This window comes from Stenotrophomonas sp. ZAC14A_NAIMI4_1, from assembly GCF_003086915.1.
Classification (GTDB): Bacteria; Pseudomonadota; Gammaproteobacteria; order Xanthomonadales; family Xanthomonadaceae; genus Stenotrophomonas.
Map to the genome: position 1 here is coordinate 2,718,455 of NZ_CP026002.1, position 24,250 is coordinate 2,742,704.

General features: G+C 67.0%; 22 protein-coding genes. 8 read left to right on the forward strand and 14 right to left on the reverse strand.

Annotation, left to right across the window (positions count from 1 at the left end; all coding sequences use genetic code 11):
* Positions 1-17: 17 nt before the first annotated feature.
* From C1926_RS12290 to C1926_RS12330, 9 genes are all read right to left on the reverse strand, one after another.
* Positions 18-989 carry an ABC transporter substrate-binding protein gene (locus tag C1926_RS12290; RefSeq protein ID WP_108759385.1) on the reverse strand — a complete coding sequence of 324 codons (972 nt, stop codon included), beginning with the start codon at positions 987-989 and terminating at the stop codon, positions 18-20.
* Between the two features lie 16 nt (positions 990-1,005).
* Positions 1,006-2,757: an amino acid ABC transporter permease/ATP-binding protein gene (locus C1926_RS21925; protein ID WP_108759386.1), complete on the reverse strand. Its 1,752-nt coding sequence runs from the start codon at positions 2,755-2,757 to the stop codon at positions 1,006-1,008.
* Positions 2,754-3,305, reverse strand: a complete 552-nt coding sequence (locus C1926_RS12300; protein WP_108760686.1) for a GNAT family N-acetyltransferase — start codon at positions 3,303-3,305, stop codon at positions 2,754-2,756. The genes C1926_RS21925 and C1926_RS12300 overlap by 4 nt, the downstream gene beginning before the upstream one ends.
* Positions 3,306-3,310: 5 nt before the next feature.
* Complete coding sequence (locus tag C1926_RS12305) at positions 3,311-4,531, reverse strand: M20 aminoacylase family protein (protein WP_108759387.1); 1,221 nt, start codon at positions 4,529-4,531, stop codon at positions 3,311-3,313.
* A gap of 4 nt (positions 4,532-4,535) precedes the next feature.
* Positions 4,536-5,879 (reverse strand): LLM class flavin-dependent oxidoreductase, encoded by a 1,344-nt coding sequence (locus C1926_RS12310; RefSeq protein WP_108759388.1) that lies wholly within the window; start codon positions 5,877-5,879, stop codon positions 4,536-4,538.
* Between the two features lie 18 nt (positions 5,880-5,897).
* Entirely contained in the window at positions 5,898-6,875 is a 978-nt protein-coding gene (locus tag C1926_RS12315) for an MsnO8 family LLM class oxidoreductase (protein ID WP_108759389.1), read from the reverse strand.
* A gap of 14 nt (positions 6,876-6,889) precedes the next feature.
* On the reverse strand, positions 6,890-7,252 hold the full coding sequence (locus tag C1926_RS12320; RefSeq protein WP_079221655.1) for a DUF3088 family protein: 363 nt from the start codon (positions 7,250-7,252) through the stop codon (positions 6,890-6,892).
* Between the two features lie 168 nt (positions 7,253-7,420).
* Positions 7,421-8,002, reverse strand: a complete 582-nt coding sequence (gene msuE / locus C1926_RS12325; RefSeq protein WP_108759390.1) for an FMN reductase — start codon at positions 8,000-8,002, stop codon at positions 7,421-7,423.
* Positions 8,003-8,081: 79 nt separating this feature from the next.
* Entirely contained in the window at positions 8,082-10,661 is a 2,580-nt protein-coding gene (locus C1926_RS12330; RefSeq protein WP_108759391.1) for a TonB-dependent receptor, read from the reverse strand.
* A 309-nt stretch (positions 10,662-10,970) separates the two neighbouring features.
* On the opposite strand from C1926_RS12330, the gene ftrA reads away from it, so the two are divergent.
* Positions 10,971-11,963, forward strand: coding sequence for a transcriptional regulator FtrA (gene ftrA / locus C1926_RS12335; RefSeq protein ID WP_108759392.1), 993 nt, complete (start codon positions 10,971-10,973; stop codon positions 11,961-11,963).
* Here the strand turns inward: ftrA and C1926_RS12340 are convergent.
* Positions 11,935-13,395, reverse strand: a complete 1,461-nt coding sequence (locus tag C1926_RS12340) for an HD domain-containing protein (protein WP_216822012.1) — start codon at positions 13,393-13,395, stop codon at positions 11,935-11,937. The genes ftrA and C1926_RS12340 overlap by 29 nt on opposite strands.
* Before the next feature lie 2 nt (positions 13,396-13,397).
* On the reverse strand, positions 13,398-14,711 hold the full coding sequence (locus C1926_RS12345; protein WP_216822013.1) for a radical SAM protein: 1,314 nt from the start codon (positions 14,709-14,711) through the stop codon (positions 13,398-13,400).
* Positions 14,712-14,856: 145 nt separating this feature from the next.
* Between C1926_RS12345 and tmk the strand changes: the two genes are divergently transcribed.
* Entirely contained in the window at positions 14,857-15,525 is a 669-nt protein-coding gene (gene tmk / locus C1926_RS12350; RefSeq protein ID WP_159095099.1) for a dTMP kinase, read from the forward strand.
* Here the strand turns inward: tmk and C1926_RS12355 are convergent.
* A complete protein-coding gene (locus C1926_RS12355) occupies positions 15,514-16,455 on the reverse strand; it encodes an AraC family transcriptional regulator (protein ID WP_254057258.1) in 942 nt (313 codons plus the stop codon). The two genes, tmk and C1926_RS12355, sit on opposite strands and share 12 nt — an antisense overlap.
* A 99-nt stretch (positions 16,456-16,554) precedes the next feature.
* Between C1926_RS12355 and C1926_RS12360 the strand changes: the two genes are divergently transcribed.
* From C1926_RS12360 to C1926_RS12375, 4 genes are all read left to right on the forward strand, one after another.
* Positions 16,555-17,388, forward strand: a complete 834-nt coding sequence (locus C1926_RS12360; protein ID WP_108759396.1) for an oxidoreductase — start codon at positions 16,555-16,557, stop codon at positions 17,386-17,388.
* 134 nt (positions 17,389-17,522) lie between these two features.
* Positions 17,523-19,115, forward strand: a complete 1,593-nt coding sequence (locus C1926_RS12365) for a sensor domain-containing diguanylate cyclase (RefSeq protein WP_254057259.1) — start codon at positions 17,523-17,525, stop codon at positions 19,113-19,115.
* Positions 19,116-19,235: 120 nt separating this feature from the next.
* The gene (locus C1926_RS12370) at positions 19,236-21,002 is read left to right on the forward strand and encodes a sensor domain-containing phosphodiesterase (RefSeq protein ID WP_254057260.1); all 1,767 of its coding nucleotides are present in this window, start codon (positions 19,236-19,238) and stop codon (positions 21,000-21,002) included.
* 113 nt (positions 21,003-21,115) lie between these two features.
* Positions 21,116-21,562 carry a chemotaxis protein CheW gene (locus C1926_RS12375; RefSeq protein WP_301554034.1) on the forward strand — a complete coding sequence of 149 codons (447 nt, stop codon included), beginning with the start codon at positions 21,116-21,118 and terminating at the stop codon, positions 21,560-21,562.
* 148 nt (positions 21,563-21,710) lie between these two features.
* Here the strand turns inward: C1926_RS12375 and C1926_RS12380 are convergent, their stop codons facing one another.
* Complete coding sequence (locus C1926_RS12380) at positions 21,711-22,367, reverse strand: permease (RefSeq protein ID WP_108759398.1); 657 nt, start codon at positions 22,365-22,367, stop codon at positions 21,711-21,713.
* 225 nt (positions 22,368-22,592) lie between these two features.
* On the opposite strand from C1926_RS12380, the gene C1926_RS12385 reads away from it, so the two are divergent.
* Complete coding sequence (locus C1926_RS12385) at positions 22,593-22,892, forward strand: hypothetical protein (protein ID WP_108759399.1); 300 nt, start codon at positions 22,593-22,595, stop codon at positions 22,890-22,892.
* Between the two features lie 57 nt (positions 22,893-22,949).
* Here C1926_RS12385 and C1926_RS12390 read toward each other — a convergent pair whose 3' ends face one another.
* Entirely contained in the window at positions 22,950-23,519 is a 570-nt protein-coding gene (locus C1926_RS12390; protein WP_108759400.1) for a TetR/AcrR family transcriptional regulator, read from the reverse strand.
* 133 nt (positions 23,520-23,652) lie between these two features.
* Here C1926_RS12390 and C1926_RS12395 point away from each other — a divergent pair, with 133 nt between their 5' ends.
* The gene (locus C1926_RS12395) at positions 23,653-24,240 is read left to right on the forward strand and encodes a carboxymuconolactone decarboxylase family protein (RefSeq protein WP_108759401.1); all 588 of its coding nucleotides are present in this window, start codon (positions 23,653-23,655) and stop codon (positions 24,238-24,240) included.
* Positions 24,241-24,250 lie beyond the last annotated feature (10 nt).

Consider the following 24,250-nt stretch of genomic DNA (forward strand, 5'->3'; position numbering starts at 1 on the left):
CCGGGCATGGCCCCGCGTCAGAGATTGGGCAACCCCGGCGGATTGGTCTGCGATTGCGGTACGGCCTCCTCGGCCAGGTTCCAGCGTGCCAGCGCCTGCGCATAGGTACCGCTGCGGATCTGCGTGTTCAACGCGGCGGTGATCGCATCGGCCAACCCACTACCCTTGCGCGTGGTCGCCGAAATCGCCGCAGCATCCGGCCAGCCGCCGGGGAACAGGCCCACCCGCCGCACCTTGCCATCACGTGCCGAGTAGGCACCGGTGGCGTTCGGCTCGAACGAGACATCGGCACGGCCGGTGATCACCGCCAACCGCCCCACCACCGCATCATCGAAGTACTGGTACTCCACGGGTTTCAGGCCCGCCGCGATGTTCTGCTGGTCCCAGTGCCGCAGGATCTGGTCCTGGTTGGTGCTGGCGCCGACCACCACCTTCAGCCCGGCCACGTCGGCCGGCCTCTCGATCTTGCGGATCGGTCCATCGGCGCGCGTGTAGATGCCCAGCAGGTCGAAGCGGTAGCTGGAGAAATCGAACTTCTTCTTGCGCTCTTCAGTGACCGTCACGTTGGACAGCACCGCATCGTACTTGCCTGATTCCAGCCCCAGCGGCCAGTCGGCCCACGCCACTGGAACCAGCACCAGCTTCAAGCCCAGGCCATCGGCAATCAGCTTGGCGATGTCCGGCTCCACGCCCACCACCTGCTTGCTGTCAGCACCGTAATCAGCCAGCGGCAGCTGTGCCGGGTGGGTCGCGACGGTCAGCGTGCCGGGAGTTACGAAACGGTAGTTGGCGGGAATCAGCGACTGCGCCTTCGGGTCTGGCGTGCCAATCAGGGCAGGCGCATCGGCACCGGCCAGGGTCACGCTGGCGCCGGGCGCGGCGGCTGGCGCCTGCACGCGCGAATAGACGATGCCGGCAATGCCGATGACCAGCACGGCGCCGATCAACAGGGTACTGCGCGAGGGACGGCGCGATGCTGCAGGGCTCATGGTGCTCCTTGGGGAACTACAGGGTCTTGGCCAGGAAATCGGCGGTACGTTGCTGGCGCGGCCGTTCAAACAGCGCCTCGGGATTGCCCTGCTCGATCACCCGGCCCTGGTCCATCATCACCACGGTATCGGCGACGCGGCGGGCGAAGCTCAGTTCATGGGTCACGATCACCAGGGTGGTGCCCGAGCGGGCCAGCTCTTCGATCACGCTCAGCACTTCGGCCACCAGCTCAGGGTCCAGTGCCGAGGTCGGCTCATCGAACAGCAGTACTTTCGGCTGCAATGCCAGTGCGCGGGCAATGGCGATGCGCTGCTGCTGGCCACCGGACAGCTGCCGTGGGAAAGCGTCCGCCTTGTCTGCCAGGCCAACGCGCTGCAGCAGATCACGCGCCTGCTGTTCGGCCTGCGCACGCGGCAGGCCACGCACCGCGATCGGTGCCTCGATGATGTTCTCCAGCGCCGTCAGGTGCGGGAACAGGTTGAAACCCTGGAACACCATGCCGACCTCGGCACGACGGCGGCGGATCTCACGCTCGGGCAGTTCGTACAGGGTGTCACCGTCGCGGCGGTAGCCGATCAGCTGGCCACCGACCGTCACGAAGCCACTGTCGGCACGTTCCAGGTGATTGATCAGCCGCAGCAGGGTCGACTTTCCCGCTCCGGAAGGACCGATCAGCACGGTCACGCTGCCGGCGCGCAATTCCAGGCTCACGTCTTCCAGCACGGGCTGTTCACCGAAGGCCTTGCCCACGCCCTGCAGCACGACCGATGCGCCCTGCCCGGCCTCGACCTGGGCGGCGATGCGCGGGCGGCTGGCCACGGGCGCAACGCGCTGCACAACGGGCCGTGGCGGTGAAGACACGCGGGAGACACTGCGCTCACGCTGCAGCTGGCCGCGCGCAAAGCGCTGCTCCACGCGCCGCTGCAGCAGCGAAAGCACGGTGAGGATGACCAGGTACCAGACCGTGGCCACCATCAGCAGCGGCACCACCTCCAGGTTGCGGCGGTAAATCACCTGCACGGTGTAGAACAGTTCGGGCAGCGCCAGCACGTAGACCACCGAGGTGCTCTTGGCCAGCCCGATCACATCATTGAAGGCGGCCGGCAGGATCGAGCGCATCGCCTGCGGCAGGATGATGCGGCGGACCTGGCGGCCGCGCGGCAGGCCCAGCGCGGCCGCAGCTTCGTACTGGCCATGGTCGACCGAGAGGATGCCGCCACGGATCACTTCGGCCGAGAACGCTGCCTGGTTCAAGGTCAGGCCCAGTACCGCGGCAGTGAACACCCCGATCAGCTGGGTGGTCGGGTACGAGAACAGGCTGATGCCGGTGAACGGCACGCCCAGTTCAATGGTGCTGTACAGGTAGCCGAGGTTGTTCAGCAGCAGCAACAGCACCAGCAGCGGGATCGAGCGGAACAGCCACACATAGCCCCATGACACCGCCGACAGCAACGGCGAGCCTGACACCCGCGCCAGCGCCAGCAGCGTGCCCAGAGCGAAGCCCAGGCCCGTGCCCAGCGCAGTCAGCAGCAAGGTGCGGCCAAGCCCTTCCAGCACCGGGCGCGCGAAGAACCATTCGGCGAACGTGCCCCAGCCCCAGCGTGGGTTGCCCAGCACCGACTGCAGCGCGATCAGGATCAGTGCCAGCGCCAGCACCGTGCCGACGGTCTGCAGCGGATGGCGCGCCGGAACGATCTTCAACGCCGTTGAGGGTACCGTGGTCGGACGGGCAGCAATGCCGTCCAGGGCGGTCGAGGGCATGCTCATGCAGGGACTCCGTGCCGCACGGCCGCGTCGGCGTGCGGCAATGGTGCCGCCGCGTGCAGGTGCTTCTCGAACGGCAGATGGGCGATGGTTTCCGGGTCCGCCTGCAGATCGAACAGCGCGGTGTAGCCATGGCCCAGGTACAGGCCCACCGCCTCGGGCTGGCGGAAGCCGGTGGTGAGGAACACGCGGCGATAGCCCTGGCGTGCGGCCTGGTCTTCCAGTTCCTGCAGCACGCGGCGGGCGATGCCCTGGCGACGCAGGCCGGGCAGCGTCCAGATGCGCTTGAACTCGGCGGTGTGCGCATCGCGGTGCGGCATGAAGGCGCCGCCGGAGATCGCCACGCCATCGCGCAGCAGCAGCAGGAAGGCGCCCACCGGCGCGGCGAAGGCCTGTGCCGGATAGCGCTGCAGTTCTTCGCGGGCACTGCCGCCGATGCGACGTCGCACGTCGGCATAGCGGCTGTCGTATTCCTGTTCCAGGCCATCGAACAGGGGCCGCGCCAGCGGGTCATCCACCGAGGTGTAGAGGAAACGCTCGTTGTCGTACAGCACGCTCATGCCGCGTCCTCCAAAAGGTAGTGCTCGGCCAGGCGCGCCCACAGGCTGGCGGCGGGCGCGATCGCAGCGTCGTTGAACACATACCGCGGGCTGTGCAGCGGCGCACTGTCACCATTGCCGACGAACACGAAACTGCCTGGACGCGCCTGCAGCAGGAAAGCGAAATCCTCGCTGGCGGTGCGCGGTGCAAATTCGGGAACGACCTGCCCAGCGCCGAACGCCTGCAGCGCGACCTCGCGGATGTAGGCGGTCTGCTGCGGGTGGTTGATGACGCTGGGGAAGCCGCGCGGGAACTCGATCTCTGCACGTCCACCAAACGCTGCGGCGGTCTGCTCGGCGATGTCGGTCACCCGGCGGCGCAGGGTATCGCGCACCTCCGGCAGGTAGGCGCGTACGGTCAGCGTCAGTTCCACCACATCGGGAATCACGTTGGCCGCCTTCCCGCCGTGGATCGAGCCCACGGTGACCACGCCCATCTGTCGCGGGTCAACGTTGCGTGACACCACGCTCTGCAGCGCAGTAATGATGTGCGCCGCCACCAGGATCGGATCGACGCTGCCCTGCGGCTCGGCGCCGTGGCCACCCTTGCCGATCACCTTCAACCGCGCCCAGTCCACCGACGCCATCGCCGGTCCATCGACGAAACCAAAATGACCCACGGGCACGCCCGGCCAGTTGTGCAGGCCATAGATCGCATCCACCGGGAAACGCTCGAACAGGCCGTCCTCGATCATCTTCGAGGCACCCGACCCGGTCTCTTCGGCCGGCTGGAACACCAGCTGCAGCGTGCCATCGATGCGCCCGTGGTGGGCCAGGTAATGCGCGGCCGACAGCAGGATGGCGGTGTGGCCATCATGCCCGCAGGCGTGCATGAGGCCTTCATTCTGGCTGGCGTAGGCCAGGCCGGAGTCTTCCCGGATCGGCAGCGCATCGATGTCCGCACGCAGGCCCAGCCGGCGGCTGCCCTGCCCGCGCTGCAGCGTACCCACCACGCCGGTGCCACCGATGCCGGTGGTCACCGCATAGCCCCACTGCTGCAGCAGCTCGGCCACGCGGGCGCTGGTGCGGTGTTCTTCGAACGCCAGTTCGGGGTGGCGATGCAGGTCGTGCCGCAAGGCGATGGCCGCTTCGGCGCGTGCCGCGATTTCGGGCAGTACGCCTGTTGCCGGCGAGTTCGGCCGGGAATGGCCCGGCGCTACCGATGTGTCTCCGCTCATCGTCTTACCCCACCTTCCGCGCCGGCTCGGCGTCGGTCGCATGGCGGCTGGCCTTGCGCGGCAGGCCGAGATGGTCACGCAGGGTCTGCCCTTCCAGTTCGCGCTGGTGGTAGCCGCGCGCCTGCAGGATCGGCAGCACCAGCCGCACGAAGTCATCCAGCCCTTCGCGTTGCGCGGCGAAACCCAGGATGAACCCATCGCTGGCACCCGCGTCGAACCAGCGGATCAGTTCGTCGGCCACGTGCGGCGGGGTGCCGATGAAGTTCGGCCGCGGGCTGACCGCCTGCAGCGCCACCTGGCGCAGGGTCAGGCCCTGCTCGCGCGCGTCCTGCTTGATTCGGTCGGTGGTGGAGCGGAAGGAGTTGCTGCCAATGTCGCCCAGTTCGGGGAACGGCGCATCCGGATCGTACTGGCTGAAGTCATGGTGGTCGAAGAAGCGGCCCAGGTAGGCCAGTGCGTCCTCCAGGCTCGCCAGCGCTGCGATGGCCTGGTATTTGGCCTCGGCCTCGGCCGCCGTGTGGCCGACGATCGGGCCGATGCCCGGGAAGATCTTCACGTCGTTGCCGCTGCGCCCGTGGGCGATGGCGGAGTTCTTGACCTTCTGGGTGAACGCCCGCGTCTCGTCCAGGGAGGGCGAATGGGTGAACACCGCATCGGCGTACTTGCCGGCCAAGGCGATGCCATCGTCGGACGAGCCGGCCTGGAAGATCACCGGCTGCCCCTGCGGCGACCGCTGGATGTTCAACGGGCCTTCCACCTGGAAGAACTTTCCCTTGTGGTCCAGGCGCCGGAATTTTTCGGGGGCGAAGAAGGTGCCGCTGTCGCGCTCGCGCACGAACGCATCGTCGTCCCAGGAATCCCACAGGCCCTGCACCACGTCCAGGTACTCATCGGCGATCTGGTAGCGCAGCGCGTGTTCCGGGTGCGGGCGGCCGTAGTTGCGGCCCGACCCTTCCAGCGGCGAGGTCACCACGTTCCAGCCCGCGCGGCCGCCGCTGAGCAGATCCAGCGAGGCGAACTGGCGGGCCACGGTGAATGGATCGCTGTAGGAGGTGGACAGGGTACCGGCCAGGCCGATCTTCTTCGTTGCCGTGGCCAGCGCCGACAGCAGCGAGATCGGTTCGAAGCGGTTGAGGAAATGCGGGATCGACTTTTCGTTGATGTACAGGCCATCGGCCACGAAACCGAAAGCGATGCCGTTGTCCTCGGCGGTGCGCGCGATGTCGATGTAGAACTGCAGGTTGACGCTGGCGTCGGCCGGGTTGGAAGGGTGTTTCCAGGCATGCATGTGGCTGCCGGGGCCCTGCAGCATGATGCCGAACGGAATGTGGCGCGGGGTGGTGCTCATGGGGGTCGCTCCTGCAGGTCAGGCCACCGCCGCGCGTGGCGCGGGCGACAGCAGTTCAAGGGATGTCAGGCGGGCATCCAGGTCGGCCACGGGGGCATCGAGGATGAATTCACCCACGCCGAAGCGCCGGTGCAGTGCGTCTAGTTCGCCGCGGACGTGCGCGGCATCGCCGGACAGCACGCTGGGCCGGGTTTCCTCGATGCGGAAGTCGCTCACCCCAACCTGCCGCGCGTACTCGGCCGCGGCCTCGGGGCTGGGCAGGTTCACCGTCTGCCCCGGGCCGAGGTGCAGCTTGTAGACGCGCAGCGCACCGATATGGCGTGCAGCGGCTTCGCTGGTCGGCGCGGCGAAGGCCACGGTGGCCAGCAGCGGTGCCTGCGTCGACAGCGCGCGGTAGGCATTAAAGGCGGCCTCGATATGGGAGGGGTCGCCATCGAAGTGCGCGGCATAGACGAAGCGCCAACCGAGCTCGGCCGCCTGTCGCGCGCTCTGCGGGCTGGCGCCCAGCAGGAACCGCTCCGCTGTGGCCTGCGGCAGCGGCCGCGCCTGTGCGTCATCGCGCGTTCCCGACAGATACCCTTCCAGGTCGCGCAGCTGCTGGGCGAAATCCGCGAAGGCCGGCCGGCCCGCCGCCAGCGCGGCCGTGGACGCGGGCAGACCGCCCGGCGCCTTGCCCACGCCCAGATCCACGCGGCCCGGTGCCAGCGCCGCCAGCAGGTTGAAGTTCTCGGCCACTTTGTACGGCGCGTAGTGGCGCAGCATCACCCCGCCGCTGCCGATACGGATGCGCCGGGTCTGCGCCAGCGCCCAGGCTGCCAGCACTTCCGGCGCCGGGCTGGCCAGGGTGGGTGCGGCGTGGTGTTCGGCAAACCAGTAGCGGTGGTAACCCAGCTGCTCGGCGCGCTGCGCCAGCTGCAGGCTGTTGCGCAGCGCCTGCTCGGGCGTGCCACCGTCGGCCACGGGGCTCTTGTCCAATACGCTGGTCAGGTAGCTCATGTGCGCGTCCTCGCTCAGGGATGGGCCACGGGAATGCCTAGCAGGCCGTTCAGCGCTGCCAGGATCGGTTCGGCACCGGAGACGTACTGCCGCTCGTGGTGCGCGCCAGTGGCGTGCTCGCTGTGCACGCCCTGCGGCAGCACCAGCTTGGGCAACGACTGGTCCTGTTCGCCGATCTCCGCGATCACCTCGCGGCGCGGCCGGGCAAAGCCAATGCGGCGCACGTCCAGCTGGGCGTCCAGGCCACCGATGCTCGACAGCGCGCCTTCCAGCAACAGGCTGTGGCGGCAGAAGAACCGCTGTCCCGGCAACTGGCCGTCCTCGAACTCGCGGTCGAGCAGGAACAGGATGGGTTTGGGCGTTGCGTCTACAGCCACGGTATCGTCCTCATCAGGTCCGGCAATGCATTGCCGCTTCGTGTTCGATGCTAGAGAAGACCGGCGCTGCCTCTGCGCCATCGCGCGACAATCGGCGGTCACATCCGGCCATGCAGATGCGCCTTGGCCATAAGCAGAATCCCGCCGGTTATGCCGCGCGTTCGGCGCTCACGCGATCCGCCGCAGCGGTGCCGGTGCAAGGACCGCCTGCACCGCCAGATGACCGGCTGCACGCTCGGCGGCCAGCTCGATGCGCGCCTGCAGCGCCGTGCTGTTGACCTGCGCACCCGCGAAGTCGGCCGGCGTGGCATACACCCCGATCGGCAGCGTGTGTGCCTGCAGGAAGCTGAACAACGGACGCAGCTGGTGGTCGATCACCAGGGCATGGCGCTCGCTGCCGCCGGTGGCGGCCAGCAGCACCGGCGTGTCCACCAGCGCGTCCAGCTCGATGAAATCCACCAGGTGCTTGAACAGCCCCGGATAGGAACCGCGATACACCGGCGCGGCCACCACCAGCAGATCGGCCGATTCCACCGTGGCCAGCGCCTGCTCCACCTCCGGCGACGCTTCCGCACGCGACAGCGACTGCCCCAGCGAGCGCGCGATCGGCGCCAGCTCGACCAGCGTCACGCCGGCATGCAGCCGCTGCTGCAGTGCCTCCAGCAGGTGCCGCACCAGCAGCAGCGTCCGCGACGTCGCCGAGCTCGTCGGCGAACCAATCAATGCAACCACGTTCAATGCAGATGACATGCAATGCTCCTCTGTAGCGTCGAGCCATGCTCGACTGCCGCGCTTCTGTAGAGTCGAGCCATGCTCGACTGCCCTTGAATCAGAACCGGTAATTGACCCGCCCGTACCAGAACGCGCCCACCGTGCTCAGCACATCGCCGGTATCCCAGGTGGTCTCGATGCTGGCTACGTCGGTAGCGCTGCGCGCGTACTCGGGCACCTTGCGGGTGCGCTTGTCGAACACGTTGTTGATGCCCAGCACCGCACTCCAGCCGCTGCCCAGTTCGACCCCGCCGGACAGATTGGTCACCAGCACCGGCGGCTGCTTGTATTCCACGCCGTTGTTCAGGCGCTTGATCGGGCCGAAGTAGGTGAAGTCCAGGTTCGAGCGCCAGCGCCCGTTCTGCCAGCCCAGACCCGCCACCTGCGTGTAGCTGGGCGTGCGGAAGCGCAGCGCGTACTCGCTGGATTTCGTCAGCAGGTTGATGTTCGGCAGCCCCTGCAGCGCGCCGGGAATGGCGCTGACCTTCTGGATGGTGGTGCGGCCCACGTTGGCCGCGTACGTCCAGCGCAGCTTGCCCCACGCCGTGTCCTGGTTCGCTTCCAGGGTCAGTTCCACGCCGCGCGTGCGGGTATCGCCCACGTTGGTGAAGTAGCTGGCATAGAAGGCATCACCGGGCAGGATGTTGATGCCGGCCGTGCCCAGCAGGGTATCGATGGTGTTCTTCTGCGCAGCGGTCAGCACCGTACCGCTGTTGTCGGTGATGCGTGCCGGGTCCTGCGCGTTGTAGCCGATCTGGCTGGACTGGCCCAGCTGTCCACGGATGTCGATCTGGTAGGCATCCACCGCCAGATGGAACGCGGGGCTCGGCTCCCAGGTCACACCGAGGCTGTAGTTGGTAGCCTTCTCCGGCTTCAACGGCGTTGCGCCGAGCGCGATGGCCGCCGGTGATGAAACCTGCGCCACCAGCGTGGTACCGCACGGGCAACTGCCGGTGGCCTGGTAGAACTGCGCGCCCAGGCTGGGCGCATGGAAGCCGTTGCTGACCGTTGCGCGCACGCCCAGCGCATCGGTGAAATCAAAGCGCGTGGTCAGCCGCCCGGTCGACACGCTGCCGAAATCCGAATGATCTTCCCAGCGCGCGGCCGCATCCAGGTACCAGCGCGAGGTGATATTGCTGGCCGCCCCCACGTAAACCGCCTTGCTGTTGCGCGTGGCCTTCACCGCATCGGCGGTCGAGTAGCCGACAAAGGCCGCCGCGCCGAAGCCGGTGTAGGACTCCCACTGCCCTGCCCCGCGCTCGTACTGCTCGTGCTGGTACTCGGCGCCGGCGCTTACCTCCAGCGGCGAAGCGAATGCCGCCACGTCGAAGCCCCGGCGCAGGTCGAGGTTGGCGATGCCCTGCTGGTAGTCCAGCTTGCCGTCATAGAAGTCGGTGGGCGAACCCGGATACGGCAGCGAGAAGTTGGCCGAGTTGCGCGTATATGTGCGTACCGTGCTGCGGTTACCGGTCAGGCTGGCGTCGTAATCCCAGCCCGCCAGCTGGCCCTTCACCCCGGCACTGCCGGTGTACTGCTTTTCCTTGGTTTCCAGCACGGGCAGGAAGCCATCGGGCCAGACGCTCAGCACGCTCGGCGCCTTGTAGGTGGTGAAGATGGTGGCCGGCAGGCGGAAGTTCTGGATTGCCTGTGCACTGCGGTCGCTGGCCGTGGCGGTGGCGTAGAACTGCGCGTTCTCACCCAGGCCATGGCCGGCGTTCAGCGCAAAGGCCTTCAGCGAGTACGAAGGCGAGCTGAGGATGGTGTTGGCCTCGGCATCACGTGTGGCCTCGGCCGGGTTCGGCGTCGCCCCGGCCGGAAGCTGGTTGTTCGGCCGCAGCGCGACCAGGTTGCCGTTGGCAGCCACCGCCGGGTAGCTCAGGTAGCCGTCGATGTAGCGCCGCGTGCGGATGGCGTGGTGCTGGCGCGTGGTTTCACCGGACAGGTTCACGAAACCATCCTCACCCCACGGCAGGCCGACGTTCGCGCGCACGCTGGTGCGCGTGCCGTCGCCATCGATGCTCTGTCCGCTTTCCACCGAAACATCGCCACCGTGCGCCTGCGATTTCAGGATGACATTGACCACGCCGGTGATGGCATCAGAACCGTAGATGGCCGAGGCACCATCACGCAGCACTTCCACATGGTCGATGGCCGCCACCGGAATCAGCGCGAGGTCGGCCCAGGCATGGCCGGGGTAACCGCCACCGTTGGCACCGCTGACGTAGGCGCTGGCATTGCGGCGCTTCCCATTCACCAGCACCAGCGTGTAGCCCGGCGACAGGTTGCGCAGCTGGTAGCCGCGGATCAGGCTTTCCTGGTCGCTCTGGTAGCCACCGATCTGGCTCAGCGACGGCAGGCTGCGCTGCAGCGCTTCGAGCAGGTTCGCCTGGCCGGTGGCGGCCAGGTCTTCCGCCGAGATCACGTCGATGGGCGTGGAGCTGTTCTTGACGGTGCGCGTACTGCTCCGCGAACCGGTCACCACGACGGCATCCAGCGTGGACGCGGCGAGGTTGGCGGACGTGGCCGTCGCTGCGTCTGCGGGGCCATCCGCTTCGGCGGCATGGGTGGTGGCTGCAGCCAGCGTGGCTGCAATCAGGACAGCGAGGGTGTTCAGGACAGGCGAATGGGCGGCAGGCATGGGGGCTCGTGGGGGTGGGCCGGAGACACACCTCCATTCAAAGACCCCGGCCAGCGCCGCAACAGCGGATATCGCGTCACCCAGCCGTCATATCCGGCCAGCCACATGACCGCTGGTAATGACCTTACGCAAGGGGTCGGATTCCTTTCCGCAGGAAAGGGCTCTGACCCCGGTTCGCGCGCGCGGGGCGCCTGCGGGGTCGGAGCCCCTCCTGCGGACGGGATCCGACCCCTTCCATATACCCCACTGGCATCACCACATGCCCGCGCGCCGCTGCGCCCACCGCAACCACCTCGGTAGCATCAGGCCATGAGCATCGACCCGACCGCGCCCACCGTCGCCATCGTGGCCTGCCACGGCCAGGGGCTGTTCGAGTTCGGCTGCGCGGTCGGCCTGTTCGCGCCCATCCGCCCGGAACTGGGCGTGGCCTGGTACCGCACCCAGCTCTGCGCCGGCGAGCCTGGTGCGCTGCGCATGCTCGGCGGTGCACAGGTGCAGCTGCCCTGCACGCTCGATGCCGTCGATGACGCCGACATCATCGTCATCCCCGGCTGGCGCGAGCCCAGTGAACGGCCACCGCAAGCGCTGCTGGATGCGCTCATCCGCGCCCACGCGCGTGGCGCACGCATCACCTCCATCTGCTCAGGCGCGTTCGTGCTGGCCTGGGCTGGCCTGCTCGATGGCCGCCAGGCCACCACGCACTGGCGGCTGACCGAGGCGCTGGCGTGTGACTTCCCGCGCATCCACGTGCGCGAGGACGTGCTGTACGTCGATACCGGCGACATCATCACTTCCGCAGGCTCGGCCACCGGCATGGACATGATGCTGCACATGGTGCGCAAGGATTACGGGGCGCGCGTGGCCAACCTGGTGGCCGAACGCCTGGTGCTGGCGCCATGGCGTGATGCCGAGCGCAGCCAGCGCGTCAGCCGGGCCATTCCCAATGGCGAGCCCACGCGGCTGGCCAGGCTGATGGAATGGATGCGCCACAACCTGCGCGAGACCCATTCGCTGGCCAGCCTGGCCGAACAGGCTGCGCTGAGCCAACGCACGCTGCAGCGGCAGTTCCTTGAAGCCACCGGCCTGTCCCCCATCGACTGGCTCATCCGCGAGCGCGTGGCGTTTGCCCGCGAACTGCTGGAATCCACCGACCGCCCGCTGCAGTGGGTGGCCGAACAGGCCGGGTTCGGCTCACAGGAATCCTTCCGTCGGCATTTCCGCGGGCTGGTCGATGCCAGCCCGACGGAATACCGCAGCCAGCACCGCGGTGCGCTCAGTGCGGATCGGCTGGTGGGGTGCTGAGTGAACCGACCCCTTCGATCTGCGCGGCGACCGCAGTCTCAAGCCGCTCGATGATGGCCGAGCGCAGCCGCTCTCCCAGCCCCGCCACTTCGTTGTCGTAGTAGATGCGATGGATGGTGAACGCTGCAGCGCTGGCAACGATGGGTGACACCGATGCGATGTCCACAATCACGCCGCCGTGCTCCACGTTGATCTGTTGCGGATGGCCACCGTCGACACGCTTTTCCGTGTACAGCTTGCGTGGATAGCTGTCGTAGTCGCAAGAGTCCTCCCAGATGCCAGCGTCACCCGTGACTGCCGCACAGGCCGCTTCACAGGCGCGGTCCAGGACACCGACGCGATCACTGGCCGACAGCGCCATGTATCCACGATGCCCCACCGCGACGGCTTCGGCGATGCGCCAGACATCATGCCTGGGGTACGAACGCCGTTCGGCGAAGCGCTTGGCCAGCTGGCTGACCGTCCTATCCGGTGCCGCCAGGAACAGATGCAACGAGCCCCAGAACAGCGAGTCATCCAGCACCAGGGTGTGCTCAAGGTTTCCCGGTTCGCGGAAGAAATCCACCAATGGATGGGCGTCGCTCAAGCCCGCTTTCTCGGGAGCGCCCTCGCCGATCAGTTCGAACACGCGCACCATCAGCCTGGAGAACATGTGCTCGAACCCACGCGTGCGGTGATGCAGGTACAGGGTGGGATAGAGCTGGAACACGGTCACCATGAACTGCTCGATCGAGATGAACGCCTTGCTGTCGACGTAGAAGAACTGGCCGGAAACATGCGACCCCACGCGCAGGTGATCCACCAGCCAGTCGAGATCGATGCCGCCGGAGGACACCCCCGCGAAGTAGGGATCGCGCTTTGCGTAGTCGAGGCGGTCTGCGTCCAACTGGCTGGAGACGATGGAGGTGTAGATGCAGTCCGTGTCCTGCTTCTCGATCATGGCGGCCACTTCTTCGGGGAAGCCCTTGCCGCCGATACGCTCCAGCACCTCCGCCACGGTGGTTTCGGTCACGATACGACGGCTCAGCTTCTCGTGACTGACCGCGTCCTTGAACTGCTCACCTACCTCGGGGTGGGTCTCGATGAATTTTTCCATCGCATTCTCAAAGGCATGGCTGAACATGCCGTGCCCCACATCGTGCAGCAGCGCCGCCGCGAGGCAGGCTTTTCCCTTCCGCGTCCAGTCCTCGCTTCCGCCCCTCGGCTCCACCACTGCCAACAGCCGCTTGGCGACACCGTACACGCCCAGCGAGTGCGCGAACCTCGAATGCGTGGCGGAGGGAAACACGTGGTCGGAGAAGCCCAGCTGCTTCACCCGTCGCAGCCGCTGGAAATAAGGGTCCGAAAGCAGCTTCTTCAGCTCCAGCTCGGCCGCGCTTTCAAACTTCACTGCCCCGTGGATGGGGTCCTTGATGGTCTTGCTCGTGTCCACACTCACCTCCTCGTTTTCTGGTTCATTGCTGGCGCGTCGCCCGCGGTCCGGAAGGGCAACCTGTCCGGATCCGAGCGGGCCATGTCGTGATCGAAGTCGTTCCTCCCATAGTCCCGTGGGTAATACGAGAACTGCTTGAGCCGGAAATACTGGTCTGCATCCATGTAGCGACGCGACAACAGCAGGCTCAACCGCTCCGCGTCGATGGCATCGATCTCGCGGCTTGGATGGATGCGGCTGATGCCGGTCTCCTGCGCACTGCCCGCATCAATGGGCCGCGCGCCCAGTGCTTCCAGTTCGCGCAGAAACGGATCGGCGGTCCTGGGCGGCCCGTAGGCCACCACCGGCCCCGCTGAAACACCAGCAATGTGCGCCGCATGCTCATCCAGCCACTGCCGTGTCTCGCCCAGGGTCCGGGCGGTTTCCCCGCCATAGATCAGGACATTCACCTTGGCGTGCACGCCTGCCTGCGAACACGCTTTCAGCAGCCGCGATGCACGCTCCAGGTAGCGCTCCGGCTGCGGCGATTTCTTCATGGCCACGATCTGCTGCGGCGAAGCCGTCTCCAGGCCGAGGTCCAGCACCTTCATGCCTGCCGCCGCCAGCCCGGCGATGGTGTTCTCGGTCAGCACATCCACCCGGCTCTCGGTCCGCCATGGAATCCGTACGGTGTCGCGCTGCACGCACTCGGCCAGTGCATTCGCCCAGCGCGCGGTGGGCAGGAACATCGAGGCCTGCAGGTACGGCCGGATGTCGCCACCCGCATACTGCGCCTGCACGGCCTTCATGTTTGCCCACATCCGTTCGGCCGGGCCGAGCTTGTCCACCGGGATGTCACGCTCCTCGCAGAAGCCGCAGCCCATGCCGCACCCACGCGACGCCTCCACGCTGGGTTGGTAGCGCAGGTAGCCGTCCACCAGCGGGTGATGCAGCGGCCGGTCGGGGCGCGGCACGCGCGGGCGGCCCATGATCGGCGCTCCCGTCAACAGCGCCTCGATGTAGGGCTCTGCAAGCCCAGGCACGAACAGCTCGGCCTCGGGCAGCTTGCTGCGCATCCACGCGGGGTCCGGGCCCACCACCCAGCGCCCGCCCACGATGATGCGGCACGCCGGCAGCGCGCGCCGGACCAGCGCGCAGAACGTGCGCGCCCAGGACAGCGCATGGAAGCTGGGCAGAGAGAGCATCAATGGATAGACCGACGGCAGCCGGCCCGATTCCAGCAACCCTGCAACCACGCTTTCGGGCGCTGCATGTTCGCCATGCACCACAGATGTGTCGTATCCAGCCCCATGCAGCGTGGTGGCCAGCGAAAGCACACCGTAGTTCAGATACAGCTGCCGCCGCGCCAGCGCATGGTCGCGCTTCTTTGGCGAGGACATGCCTGCCGATACAAACACCACTGTCGCGGATTGCTTCATGCCATGCTCAAAACCGTCGTTAACGATTTATAGGGCAGACACGATGGCTTTTGTCACGTTTGAAGGCATAGACGGCAGTGGAAAGACGACGCAGGCCAGGCGTCTGGTAGCAGCGCTGGACGAACGCGACATCCAGGTCGTCGCCGCCAAAGAACCGGACGGAGGCCATATTGGCGGGGAAATACGCCAGATCCTCGTAGAACAGCGCGAGCGGGCGCTCGACGCTTACGAAGAGGCGCTGCTCGTGTCGGCCGCACGTTACGACCATGTGCGCAGTGTGGTTCGACCCGCGCTTGATGCTGGCATTTGGGTCGTTTGCGACAGGTTCGTTGATTCGACCTTCGCCTTCCAGGTCTTCGAGAACCGCGTGGCCGAGCCGTTCTTCGATGTCGTTTCCAGCCATGTCATCGGCCAGACGCGTCCCGACATCACCTTCATCCTGGATCTGGATGCAGAGGCGGCAATGCGGCGTCGTGATGAAGGTGACTCGGCAAGGCATACCGACCCCGCCGAAGCCCACCGCAACTTCGGCCGCATCCGCCGCGGTCTGCTGGAAGCGGCCAGGCGGGATCCGCAGCGTTGCCATGTGATCGATGCAACGGGGGATGAGGAAGGCATTGCCACGCAGATCCTCGACATCCTGCGCGCCGCCGGCCACCTCCGCGCCGCCGCTGTGCAGGCCCATCGCTCTACCCCGCGTTCAATGCGATGACACATACACCGCGTCCACCGGCGCCGGCGGCAGCGCGAAGCTGCGCCGCATCCGTGCCACCTCGGCCGCCGGTGGCAACCCGAACAGCCGCTTGAACTCGCGATTGAACTGCGACGGGCTGGCATAGCCCACGCCCAGTGCGGCCGCCTCGGCGGTCATGCCCTGCCGCAGCATCAGCAGCCGCGCCTGGTGCAGCCGGGTGGACTTCACGTACTGCATCGGCGACGTACCGGTGATGGCACGGAAATGGTCGTGGAAGGTCGGCACGCTCATCTCCGCCTCCACCGCCAGCGCCTCCACATCCAGCGCCGTCGCGTAGGCCGCATGGATATGCCGCAGCACCCTGCCGATGCGCCCGAAGCGCCCGCGCATCGCCAGCGCCTCACGCATCGCACCGCCCTGCGCCCCGGTCAGAACACGGAAATACAGCTCCCGCACCAGCGCCGGGCCCAGCACCACCGCTTCCAGCGGATCGCCCAGCGCTTCCAGCAGGCGCAGCACGGTCGCCTGCATCGCCGCCTGCATCGGGCTGGCCATCATGCTCTGCGCCGATGCCGGGGCATGGGCCGCGTGCGCCTCCAGCTCCAGCACCAGGTCCGCGGCCAGCTGCAGGTCCAGGTGCAGGTAGATCGCCAGCAGCGGCGCGTCGGCCGTCGCCTCGGTTTCCATGGTGAACGGCACCGGCACCGACACTGCGAGGTAGTGCTGCGCGTCGTACTGGTACACCTGCCCACCCAGGTAACCACGCTTCACGCCTTGGCAGACGATCACGATGCCCGGGTCGTACAGCACCGGCGTCCGCGCCAGCGGTCGGTTCGAGCGCAGCAGGCGCACGCCAGGCAGGGCCGTCAGCGTGTAGCCCTCGTCCGTGGCGAGGGCCCGCAACAGGTCCACCATGCGCGCCTGCATCGTCTGTTCCGCAGAAAGCATGGGCAGCTCATAGGAATAGGCAAGAATGGCCGAAGCCTAGGCCTGGGATGCTCGCAGTGCAAGAATTAACGTGCAAGCTCCCAACCGAGAGCCGCCCCCATGACCACGTCCCGCCTCTTCCTCATCACCGGCGTCAGCAGCGGCTTCGGCCGTGCGCTGGCCGAGCACGCCCTGCTGGCCGGCCAGCGCGTCGTCGGCACCGTGCGCAACGAAACCGCCCGTCATGACTTCGAAGCCCTCGCCCCGGGCCGCGCGTTCGCCCGCCTGCTCGAGGTCACCGATGCCGACGCCATCACCGCCCTGGTCACCCACATCGAAGCCGACATCGGCGCCATCGACGTGCTGGTCAACAATGCCGGCTACGGCCACGAAGGCGTGCTGGAGGAATCGACCCTCGCCGAGCTGCGCCAGCAGTTCGAAGTGAACGTGTTCGGGCCTGCCGCACTCATCAAGGCCGTGCTGCCGCACATGCGCGCGCGCCGCCGCGGCCACATCCTCAACATCACCTCCATGGGCGGCTTCATCACCCTGCCCGGCATTGCCTGGTACTGCGGCAGCAAGTTCGCGCTGGAAGGCATCAGCGAAGTGCTGGCCAAGGAAGTCGCCGGTTTCGGCATCCATGTCACCGCCGTCGCGCCCGGTTCGTTCCGCACCGATTGGGCCGGCCGCTCGATGGTGCGCTCGCCCCGCGCCATCGAGGATTACGACGCGCTGTTCGATCCCATCCGCAGCGCGCGCGAAGCCAAGAGCGGCCAGCAGCTGGGCGACCCGGCCAAGGCCGCGCAGGCCATGCTGCAGCTGATCGACGGCCCCGCGCCACCCGCCCACCTGCTGCTGGGCAGCGATGCCGTGCAGCTGGTGCGCGGCAAGCTGCAGGACCTGGGCGCCAGCATTGACCAGTGGGAAGCCCTGAGCAGCAGCACGGATGGTTGAACCGGTTGGTGGGTGCCGACCGTTGGTCGGCACGGGGTCAGGTCCACCGGCTGCCGCGTGAAGACCGCGCGCACGGTTCCCCTGCCCCCTCGGTTATATCCTGAGCCCCTACCAGCCGCCAGGGAGGCGCAGGCGTGAATGCATCGATCAGGCAGGTGAACCTGCAGCGGCTGATCCTCGCGCTTGCCACGCTGTCGGCGCTGGTCATGCTGGGCAATACGCTGTGGGCCAGCTACCAGGTGCAGCGCCAGCAGCTCATCGAAAAGAGCCTGGAAGCCAACCGGGTCTACGCGCACTCGCTGGCCCAGTCCACCCAGCATTTCGTGCTGAACGCGCAGCAGCAGCTCGCGGTCGGGGCCGAGCGCCTCAGCCGCGGGCTCGACCAGCCGGCGGCGCACGATGATGAAGTGGAACGCATCAAGCTGCAGACCGATGCCTTCAACAGCGTCATCGCGGTGGATGCCCAAGGCGTGGTGGTCGGCACCTCACCCGCCCTGCCGGAACTGCAGGGCAAGGCGCTCACCAGCGTCGCCAACCGCAAGGCACTGCAGCAGCGGCTGCCGATGGTCAGCGATCCCTTCATCGCCCACACCGGCAATCTGGTCGTCACCCTCTCCCACCCGGTATTCGATGCCGACGGCGGCTACGCCGGCTACATCACCGCCTCCATCCACCTGCGCGACCCGAACGTCCTGCATTCCCTGCTCGGCACGCACCCCTACGAGGATGGCTCGTACCTGTACGTGGTCAGCCGCGATGGCACCCTGCTCTACCACCCCGAACCGGACCGGGTCGGCCAGCCCGCCACCCGCAACGCCGCTGTCGAAGCGCTCAGCCAGGGAAGCGCCGGTGCCCTGCATTCGCACAACAGCCGCGGCGTGCACATGCTGGCCGGCTTCGCACCGGTACCCGCTGCCGGCTGGGGCATCGTCGCCCAGCGCCCCATCGATGCCGCCACCGCGCCCATGGGCAGCCTGTTCGCCACCGTGCTGCGCAACGCCGCACCGCTGGGCCTGCTCTCGCTGCTGCTGATCTGGCTGTGCTCGCGCCGCATCGCCTCGCCGCTGCAGCAGCTCGCGCAGCACGCGCAGGAAGGCGATGTCGGCGCCGCCATTTCCCAGGTCAAGGCGGTCAATTCCTGGTACTTCGAGGCCGCGCAGCTGAAGCAGGCCGTGCTGGTCAGTTTTCGCAACCTCAGCGATCGCATCGGCAAGCTCGACCTGGCCGCACTCACCGATCCCCTCACCCAGCTGCTCAACCGGCGCGGGCTGGAACGCGCGCTCAGCGCCCTCACGGCCTCCGGCGTGCCGTTCGGCGTCATCACCCTCGATGTGGACCACTTCAAGGACGTCAATGACCGCCACGGCCACGACGCCGGTGACCAGGTCATCGCCGGCGTCGCCCAGAGCATGCGCGCCAATGCCCGCCCGCAGGACGTGCTGTGCCGTCTTGGTGGCGAGGAATTCCTGGCGCTGCTGCCCGAGGTCAGCGCCGATACCGCGCTGCAGGTGGCCGAACGCCTGCGCGCCGCCATCGAAGCGCAGGCCTTTGCCAAGGTCGGGCACGTCACGATTTCTGCCGGGGTCAGCCACTACCCGGAAACCCAGTCCAACCCCGATCTGGCCATCCGCCAGGCCGACAAGGCGCTGTACCGCGCCAAGCACGGCGGCCGCAACCAGAGCGTGCTCTACCGCAAGCGCAGCCAGCAGCCTCCACCGCCGTCTTGACGCGCTGTTTGCCGCATCTACACGGCATCGCCGCCGCGTACCTGCAACCCTGCCATCACACCCCATTGCCTGCTGCACCCCCGACCGGCTCTCGCGCTCCCGTTCAACCGGAAAAAGCACATGGCCCCGACCCGTACCGAAGAACGCATGTCGACGCTGGGCAGCCTGGACGTCCTGGATGACGTTGCCGGGGCCTCGCTGGATCGCCTCACCGATCTGGCCGCACGCACCTTCCACGCGCCAGTGGCCTTCGTCTCGCTCATCGAAGTCGACCGCCAGCGGCTGATCTCGCGCAAGGGGCTGGCGATGCACGAATCGCACATCCGCGATTCCATCTGCGCCCACACCATCGGCTCCACCGCCGGCCTGGTGGTCAGTGACCTGCAGGTAGACCCGCGCTTTTCCAGCCTGCCGCTGGTGGCCGGGCCGCCGCACCTGCGTTTCTATGCGGGCACCCCGCTCATCGCCGCCAACGGCGTGGCCATCGGTGCGCTGTGCGTGATGGACACCGTGCCCCGGCAGTTCTCCGCCGATGATCGCCGCCAGCTGCAGACACTGGGCATGGCGGTGATGAACGAACTGGAGCTGCGCACACTCAGCGGCCGTCGCGATCCGGTCAGCGGCCTGCCCAACCGCCACCAGTTCGCCATCGACTATGCCGCGCGTTCCCTGCGCACGCCGGGGCAGCCGTGCTATGGGGTCATGATCGACGTGCTGGACCTGCTGCGGGCCAACGAGGCCGGCCAGGTGCTGGGCATGCTGCCACTGGAGGCGCTCATCCGCCGTGCGGGCGTGCGCCTCAACCTGGCGCTGGACGGCGTGGCCCAGGTCTACCACGTGGAAACCACGCGTTTCGCCTTCGTGGTCGAACTGCCCGACCGCGATGCCATCGAGCGCCTGGTGCACCTGCTGCATGACGATCTCATCCGCCCACTCATGGCTGCCGCCATACCGCTGGCGCCGCAGTTCCATGCCGGCCTGTGCGAGGCCACGCTGGGCCGCGACAGCGCCGATGATGTGCTGCGCAAGATGATGATTGGTACGCACTCGGCCCTCGCCGGGCAGGTGCCCTGTTGCTGGTACTCGCCCATCCGCGATGAAAAGCTGCAGCGCAGCTATCAACTCGCCACCGACGGCCAGCAGGCCCTGCAGCACAACCAGTTCCATCTGGTCTACCAGCCGCGTTTCCGCGCCGAAGACCTCACCCCGGTTGCGGCGGAGGTGCTGCTGCGCTGGAACCATCCGCGGCTGGGCGCAGTCAGCCCGGCTGAATTCATTCCCGTATTCGAACGCACCGCGCTGATGGGCGGGGTTACCACCTGGGTGCTGGAGCACGCCTTCGACCAGCTGGCGCAATGGCGTCGCGAGGGGCTGTCGCTCACTTTGTCCATCAACCTCTCAGCGCGCGACGTCGCCCGCAAGGGCATGGCCGACGCCTTCATTGCCACGCTGCTGTGCAAGGGCCTGTCCTGCACCGACGTGGAGATCGAGATTACCGAGGGCGAATGGCTGCGCGCCGATTCGCTGCCCGGTGAACAGCTGAAACAGCTGGCCGCAGCCGGTGTGCGCGTGGCCATCGATGATTTCGGCAGTGGCTACAGCAACTTCGGCTATCTCACCGAACTGCCCATCCACACGATCAAGCTGGACAAGTCGATGATCGACGACCTGCCTACCGATACCCGCGCGCAGTTGAAGGTGCAGGCGGTCATCAGCCTGGCCCATGGCCTGGGTTACAACACCGTGGGCGAAGGGGCGGAAACGTTCGAGCAGGTGGCCCTGCTGCAGGCGTATGGCTGCGACGAAATCCAGGGCTTTGCGCTGTCGCGCCCGATCAGTGCCACCGATCTGGCTGCGCTGCAGACGGTGCCGTACGTTACGGCCTGAGCCGAGTGCTGGCTGAACAGGATTTCGGATGTTCATCATCTGCTTACACTGTTGAGCTCGCCAAGACGGCATGATGGCGCCGCCGCAGCAGTGCCCCTTCCACTGGAATTCTCTTGCAGCCGTCTTCTCCTTCCGCCGGACAACCGGCTTCGCCGTCACGTCGTTTTTTTGAATACCTGGCCGTACGGGCCGGTGAACAGTGGTTTGCCGTGGATGTGCAGGCCACGGTCGAGATACGCGGCCCGGAAACCTTCGACCGCCCGATCATCGAAGGCCGCCCAACCCTTACCGTGCGCGACAAGGCAGTGTGCGTTGCCGATCTGCGCCGCCTCAGCGGGCTGACACCGTTTACCTACACCTGCCCGGCCATGGCGCTGGTGCGCGCCGGGGTGGATGTGATCGGCCTGGCCGTGGATGAAGTGGGCGACATCGAGAGCGTGCCACGCAAGCAGCTACGGGCCGACAATCCGCTGGGGTATGTGTTCTGCAGCCAGAGCATCGCCATGCCCGACAAGCGCGAGATTCCGCTGATCGACCCGATGTTGTTGATTGCGGCGTAACCAGGCATCGCCCATGTAGAGCCGAGCCAACGCTCGGCTGCTCCGGCGCGCCCCACCCAGTAGTGCCAGCCCATGGCTGGCAACACGTACCCCGTCCGGCATCACGGAGCCGAGCATGGGCTCGGCTCTACAGCCCACAGGACACCGCCTACATCACGATCGCAAACCCCAGCGCCAACACCAGCGCCGAGGTCAGCAGGAACGATGCCAGCACGAACCCCGCCGCAGGCAGATAACCCACGTCATTCAACGCCACGAACGTGCGCGTGCGCGCCCACAGGTACCACACCACGGCCGCCACCCCGATGGCCGCGCCCCAGCCTTTCGCTTCCCCACCCACCGCCTGCGAAACCGCCAGCAGCAGCACGAACGGGCACGCCAGGAACGCCTGGATGGAAAACGGCTCGCGCAGGGTGTCGCGGTTGATCGGCAGGCGCTGCCGCCACAACGTACTCAGCGCCGCGCCCAGCGCAAAGATGCAGAACACCGCCGAGCGGGTCAGCAGCAGGCCCTGCTCGCTTGAGAACAGCAACTTGCCCAGCGGCCCGGACAGGGACAGCGGCGCCGTGCGCATCGCCATCTCCAGCGCGTGCGCCAGCACCACCGACAGGATCAGCATCAGCACCGGGCTGATCGCATCGGCGAAGCGGTGTTCCGGATCCTTGGCAAACTCGCGCCGCGTGTAACGCGCCACCTCCCCCGGCCGCACCAGCACCCGCCACAGCGTGCGCGGGTAGAACACCAGCCAGCCCACCAGCTCGTAGAGGAACTCCTCAAGCGATCGAAGCAGTCGGATCAGGTCCATGGACGCGTGCCCGCCCCAGTGTGATGCGGCCAGCTTAGCGAAATCCGGCGCAGGCGACGTCCCCTGCGCGCGCCACAAGGTACCTGTACGAAGGGTGGCCCGCCGTTGAGCGTGCGACGTGCATCTGAGCCTGCTGCGCAACGCTTCCTGTATGGTGGACCCATCTGGCTCCTCTGCGGTGCGAATTCTTCGCCCCCCGTGTCTAGCCCATCACAGGCACGACACATGACCCCGTCTTCCGCGTTCCGGATCCTCAGGATCCGCCCTTTGCTGCGCATCGATGGAACCGTCGACCGCGTAGAGGCCCTGAACTGCAAGTGCCCAAACTGCGGAGACGAATCGCGCTATTCCGATCCGGGTGGCATGCGGCAGATGGGCCCTGACGTGCAGCTGACCTGCCCCGCGTGTGGCAACACCGACATGTTCACCAATGCCCAGCTGTTCGCGGCATGGGTACAGCAGGTGCGGCGCGATCGCGTGTTGGCCCTGGCCGGAATAGACCCCGAAAAGCTCTACGGCCCTTAGCCCCAGGCGCCTTCGACAGCCATACCCTTCCGGTAGCGCCGGGCCATGCCCGGCGGATCACACCGCGTCCAGAATAATCCGCGGCAATCGCGCAATCGCCCGCGAAAACACCGCCGGCGCATCCATCCCGCGTGCCACCACCAGCGCGCCATGCAGCTCCACCAGCATCTGCTCGGCCAGCAGCTCGGCCTCGTCATCACCCACACCGTGCTGCCGCGCCACACCCGCCAGCGCCTCCTGCAGCCGGTGGAAGGTCGAGGAAATCGCATCGCCACAGCCGTTCTGCACGCCACGCGGCGGCGAGAGCATGTTCAACAGGCACGATTGCCGGCCGTGGTCGTACATCGCGTCCATCGCCGTAACAAAACGCGCCAGCTTGTCCGCCACCGGCGCATCGCCGGCCAGCACCGGGAAGATCTCCGCATCCAGCACGCGCCCCACCTGGGCGAGCACTTCCTGCGCCATCTCCTCCTTCCCGTTCGGGAAGCGGTGGTAAAGGCTGGATTTCTTCAGGCCCGTCGCCTCGGCAATCACCGCCAGCGACGCACCTTCATAGCCGACGTCCTTGAACGTCAGCGCCAAGCGGTCCAGCAGGGCCGCGTCATCAATTTTCCTGACCTGGGGCATGGGTCACCTCCTGCCTGAACGATAACCGACCGTTCGGTACAATTCAAGCTTGACGCGGACCGATCGTTCGGATTCAATTCATTCCGTACCGACCGTTCGGTACATTTGAACTAAGCCCCTCAAGGAGTCACCCATGTCCCGTCTCGCCCTCGTCACCCCCGAAACCGCCACCCCGGCCCAGCAGCCGCTGCTGGAGCAGACCAAGGCCAAGTTCGGCAAGCTGCCCATCATCATGACCGCGCTGGCCAACTCCCCGGCCACCATGAACAGCTACCTGGCGCTGTTCCAGAACCTCACCGACGGCCGCTTCAGCAAGCAGCTGGCGCGCAAGATCGGCCTGGCCATCGGCGAAGAAAACGGCTGCGAGTACTGCATCTCCCTGCTGGCCGCCATCGCCAAGCTGCAGAAGCTCACCGAGGAAGACATCGAGCTGGCCCGCCACGGCAAGTCCACCGACCCGAAGGAACAGGCCCTGCTCGACTTCGTGCTGCTGCTGGTGCGCCACAAGGGCGACGTGACCGACGAAGAACTGCAGGCCGTGCGCGCCGCCGGCTGGGGCGATGAGGACATCGTGGAAGTGTTCGGCCACCTGGCGCTGAACTTCATCACCAACTACCTCTGGAAGGTCGGCCGCAACGACGTCGACTTCCCGATCCTGCGCCTGTTCGACCAGGGCAAGATCTCGCGCGGCAGCAGCCACGCCTTCCAGCAGGTCGCCTGAGGAGCCCACA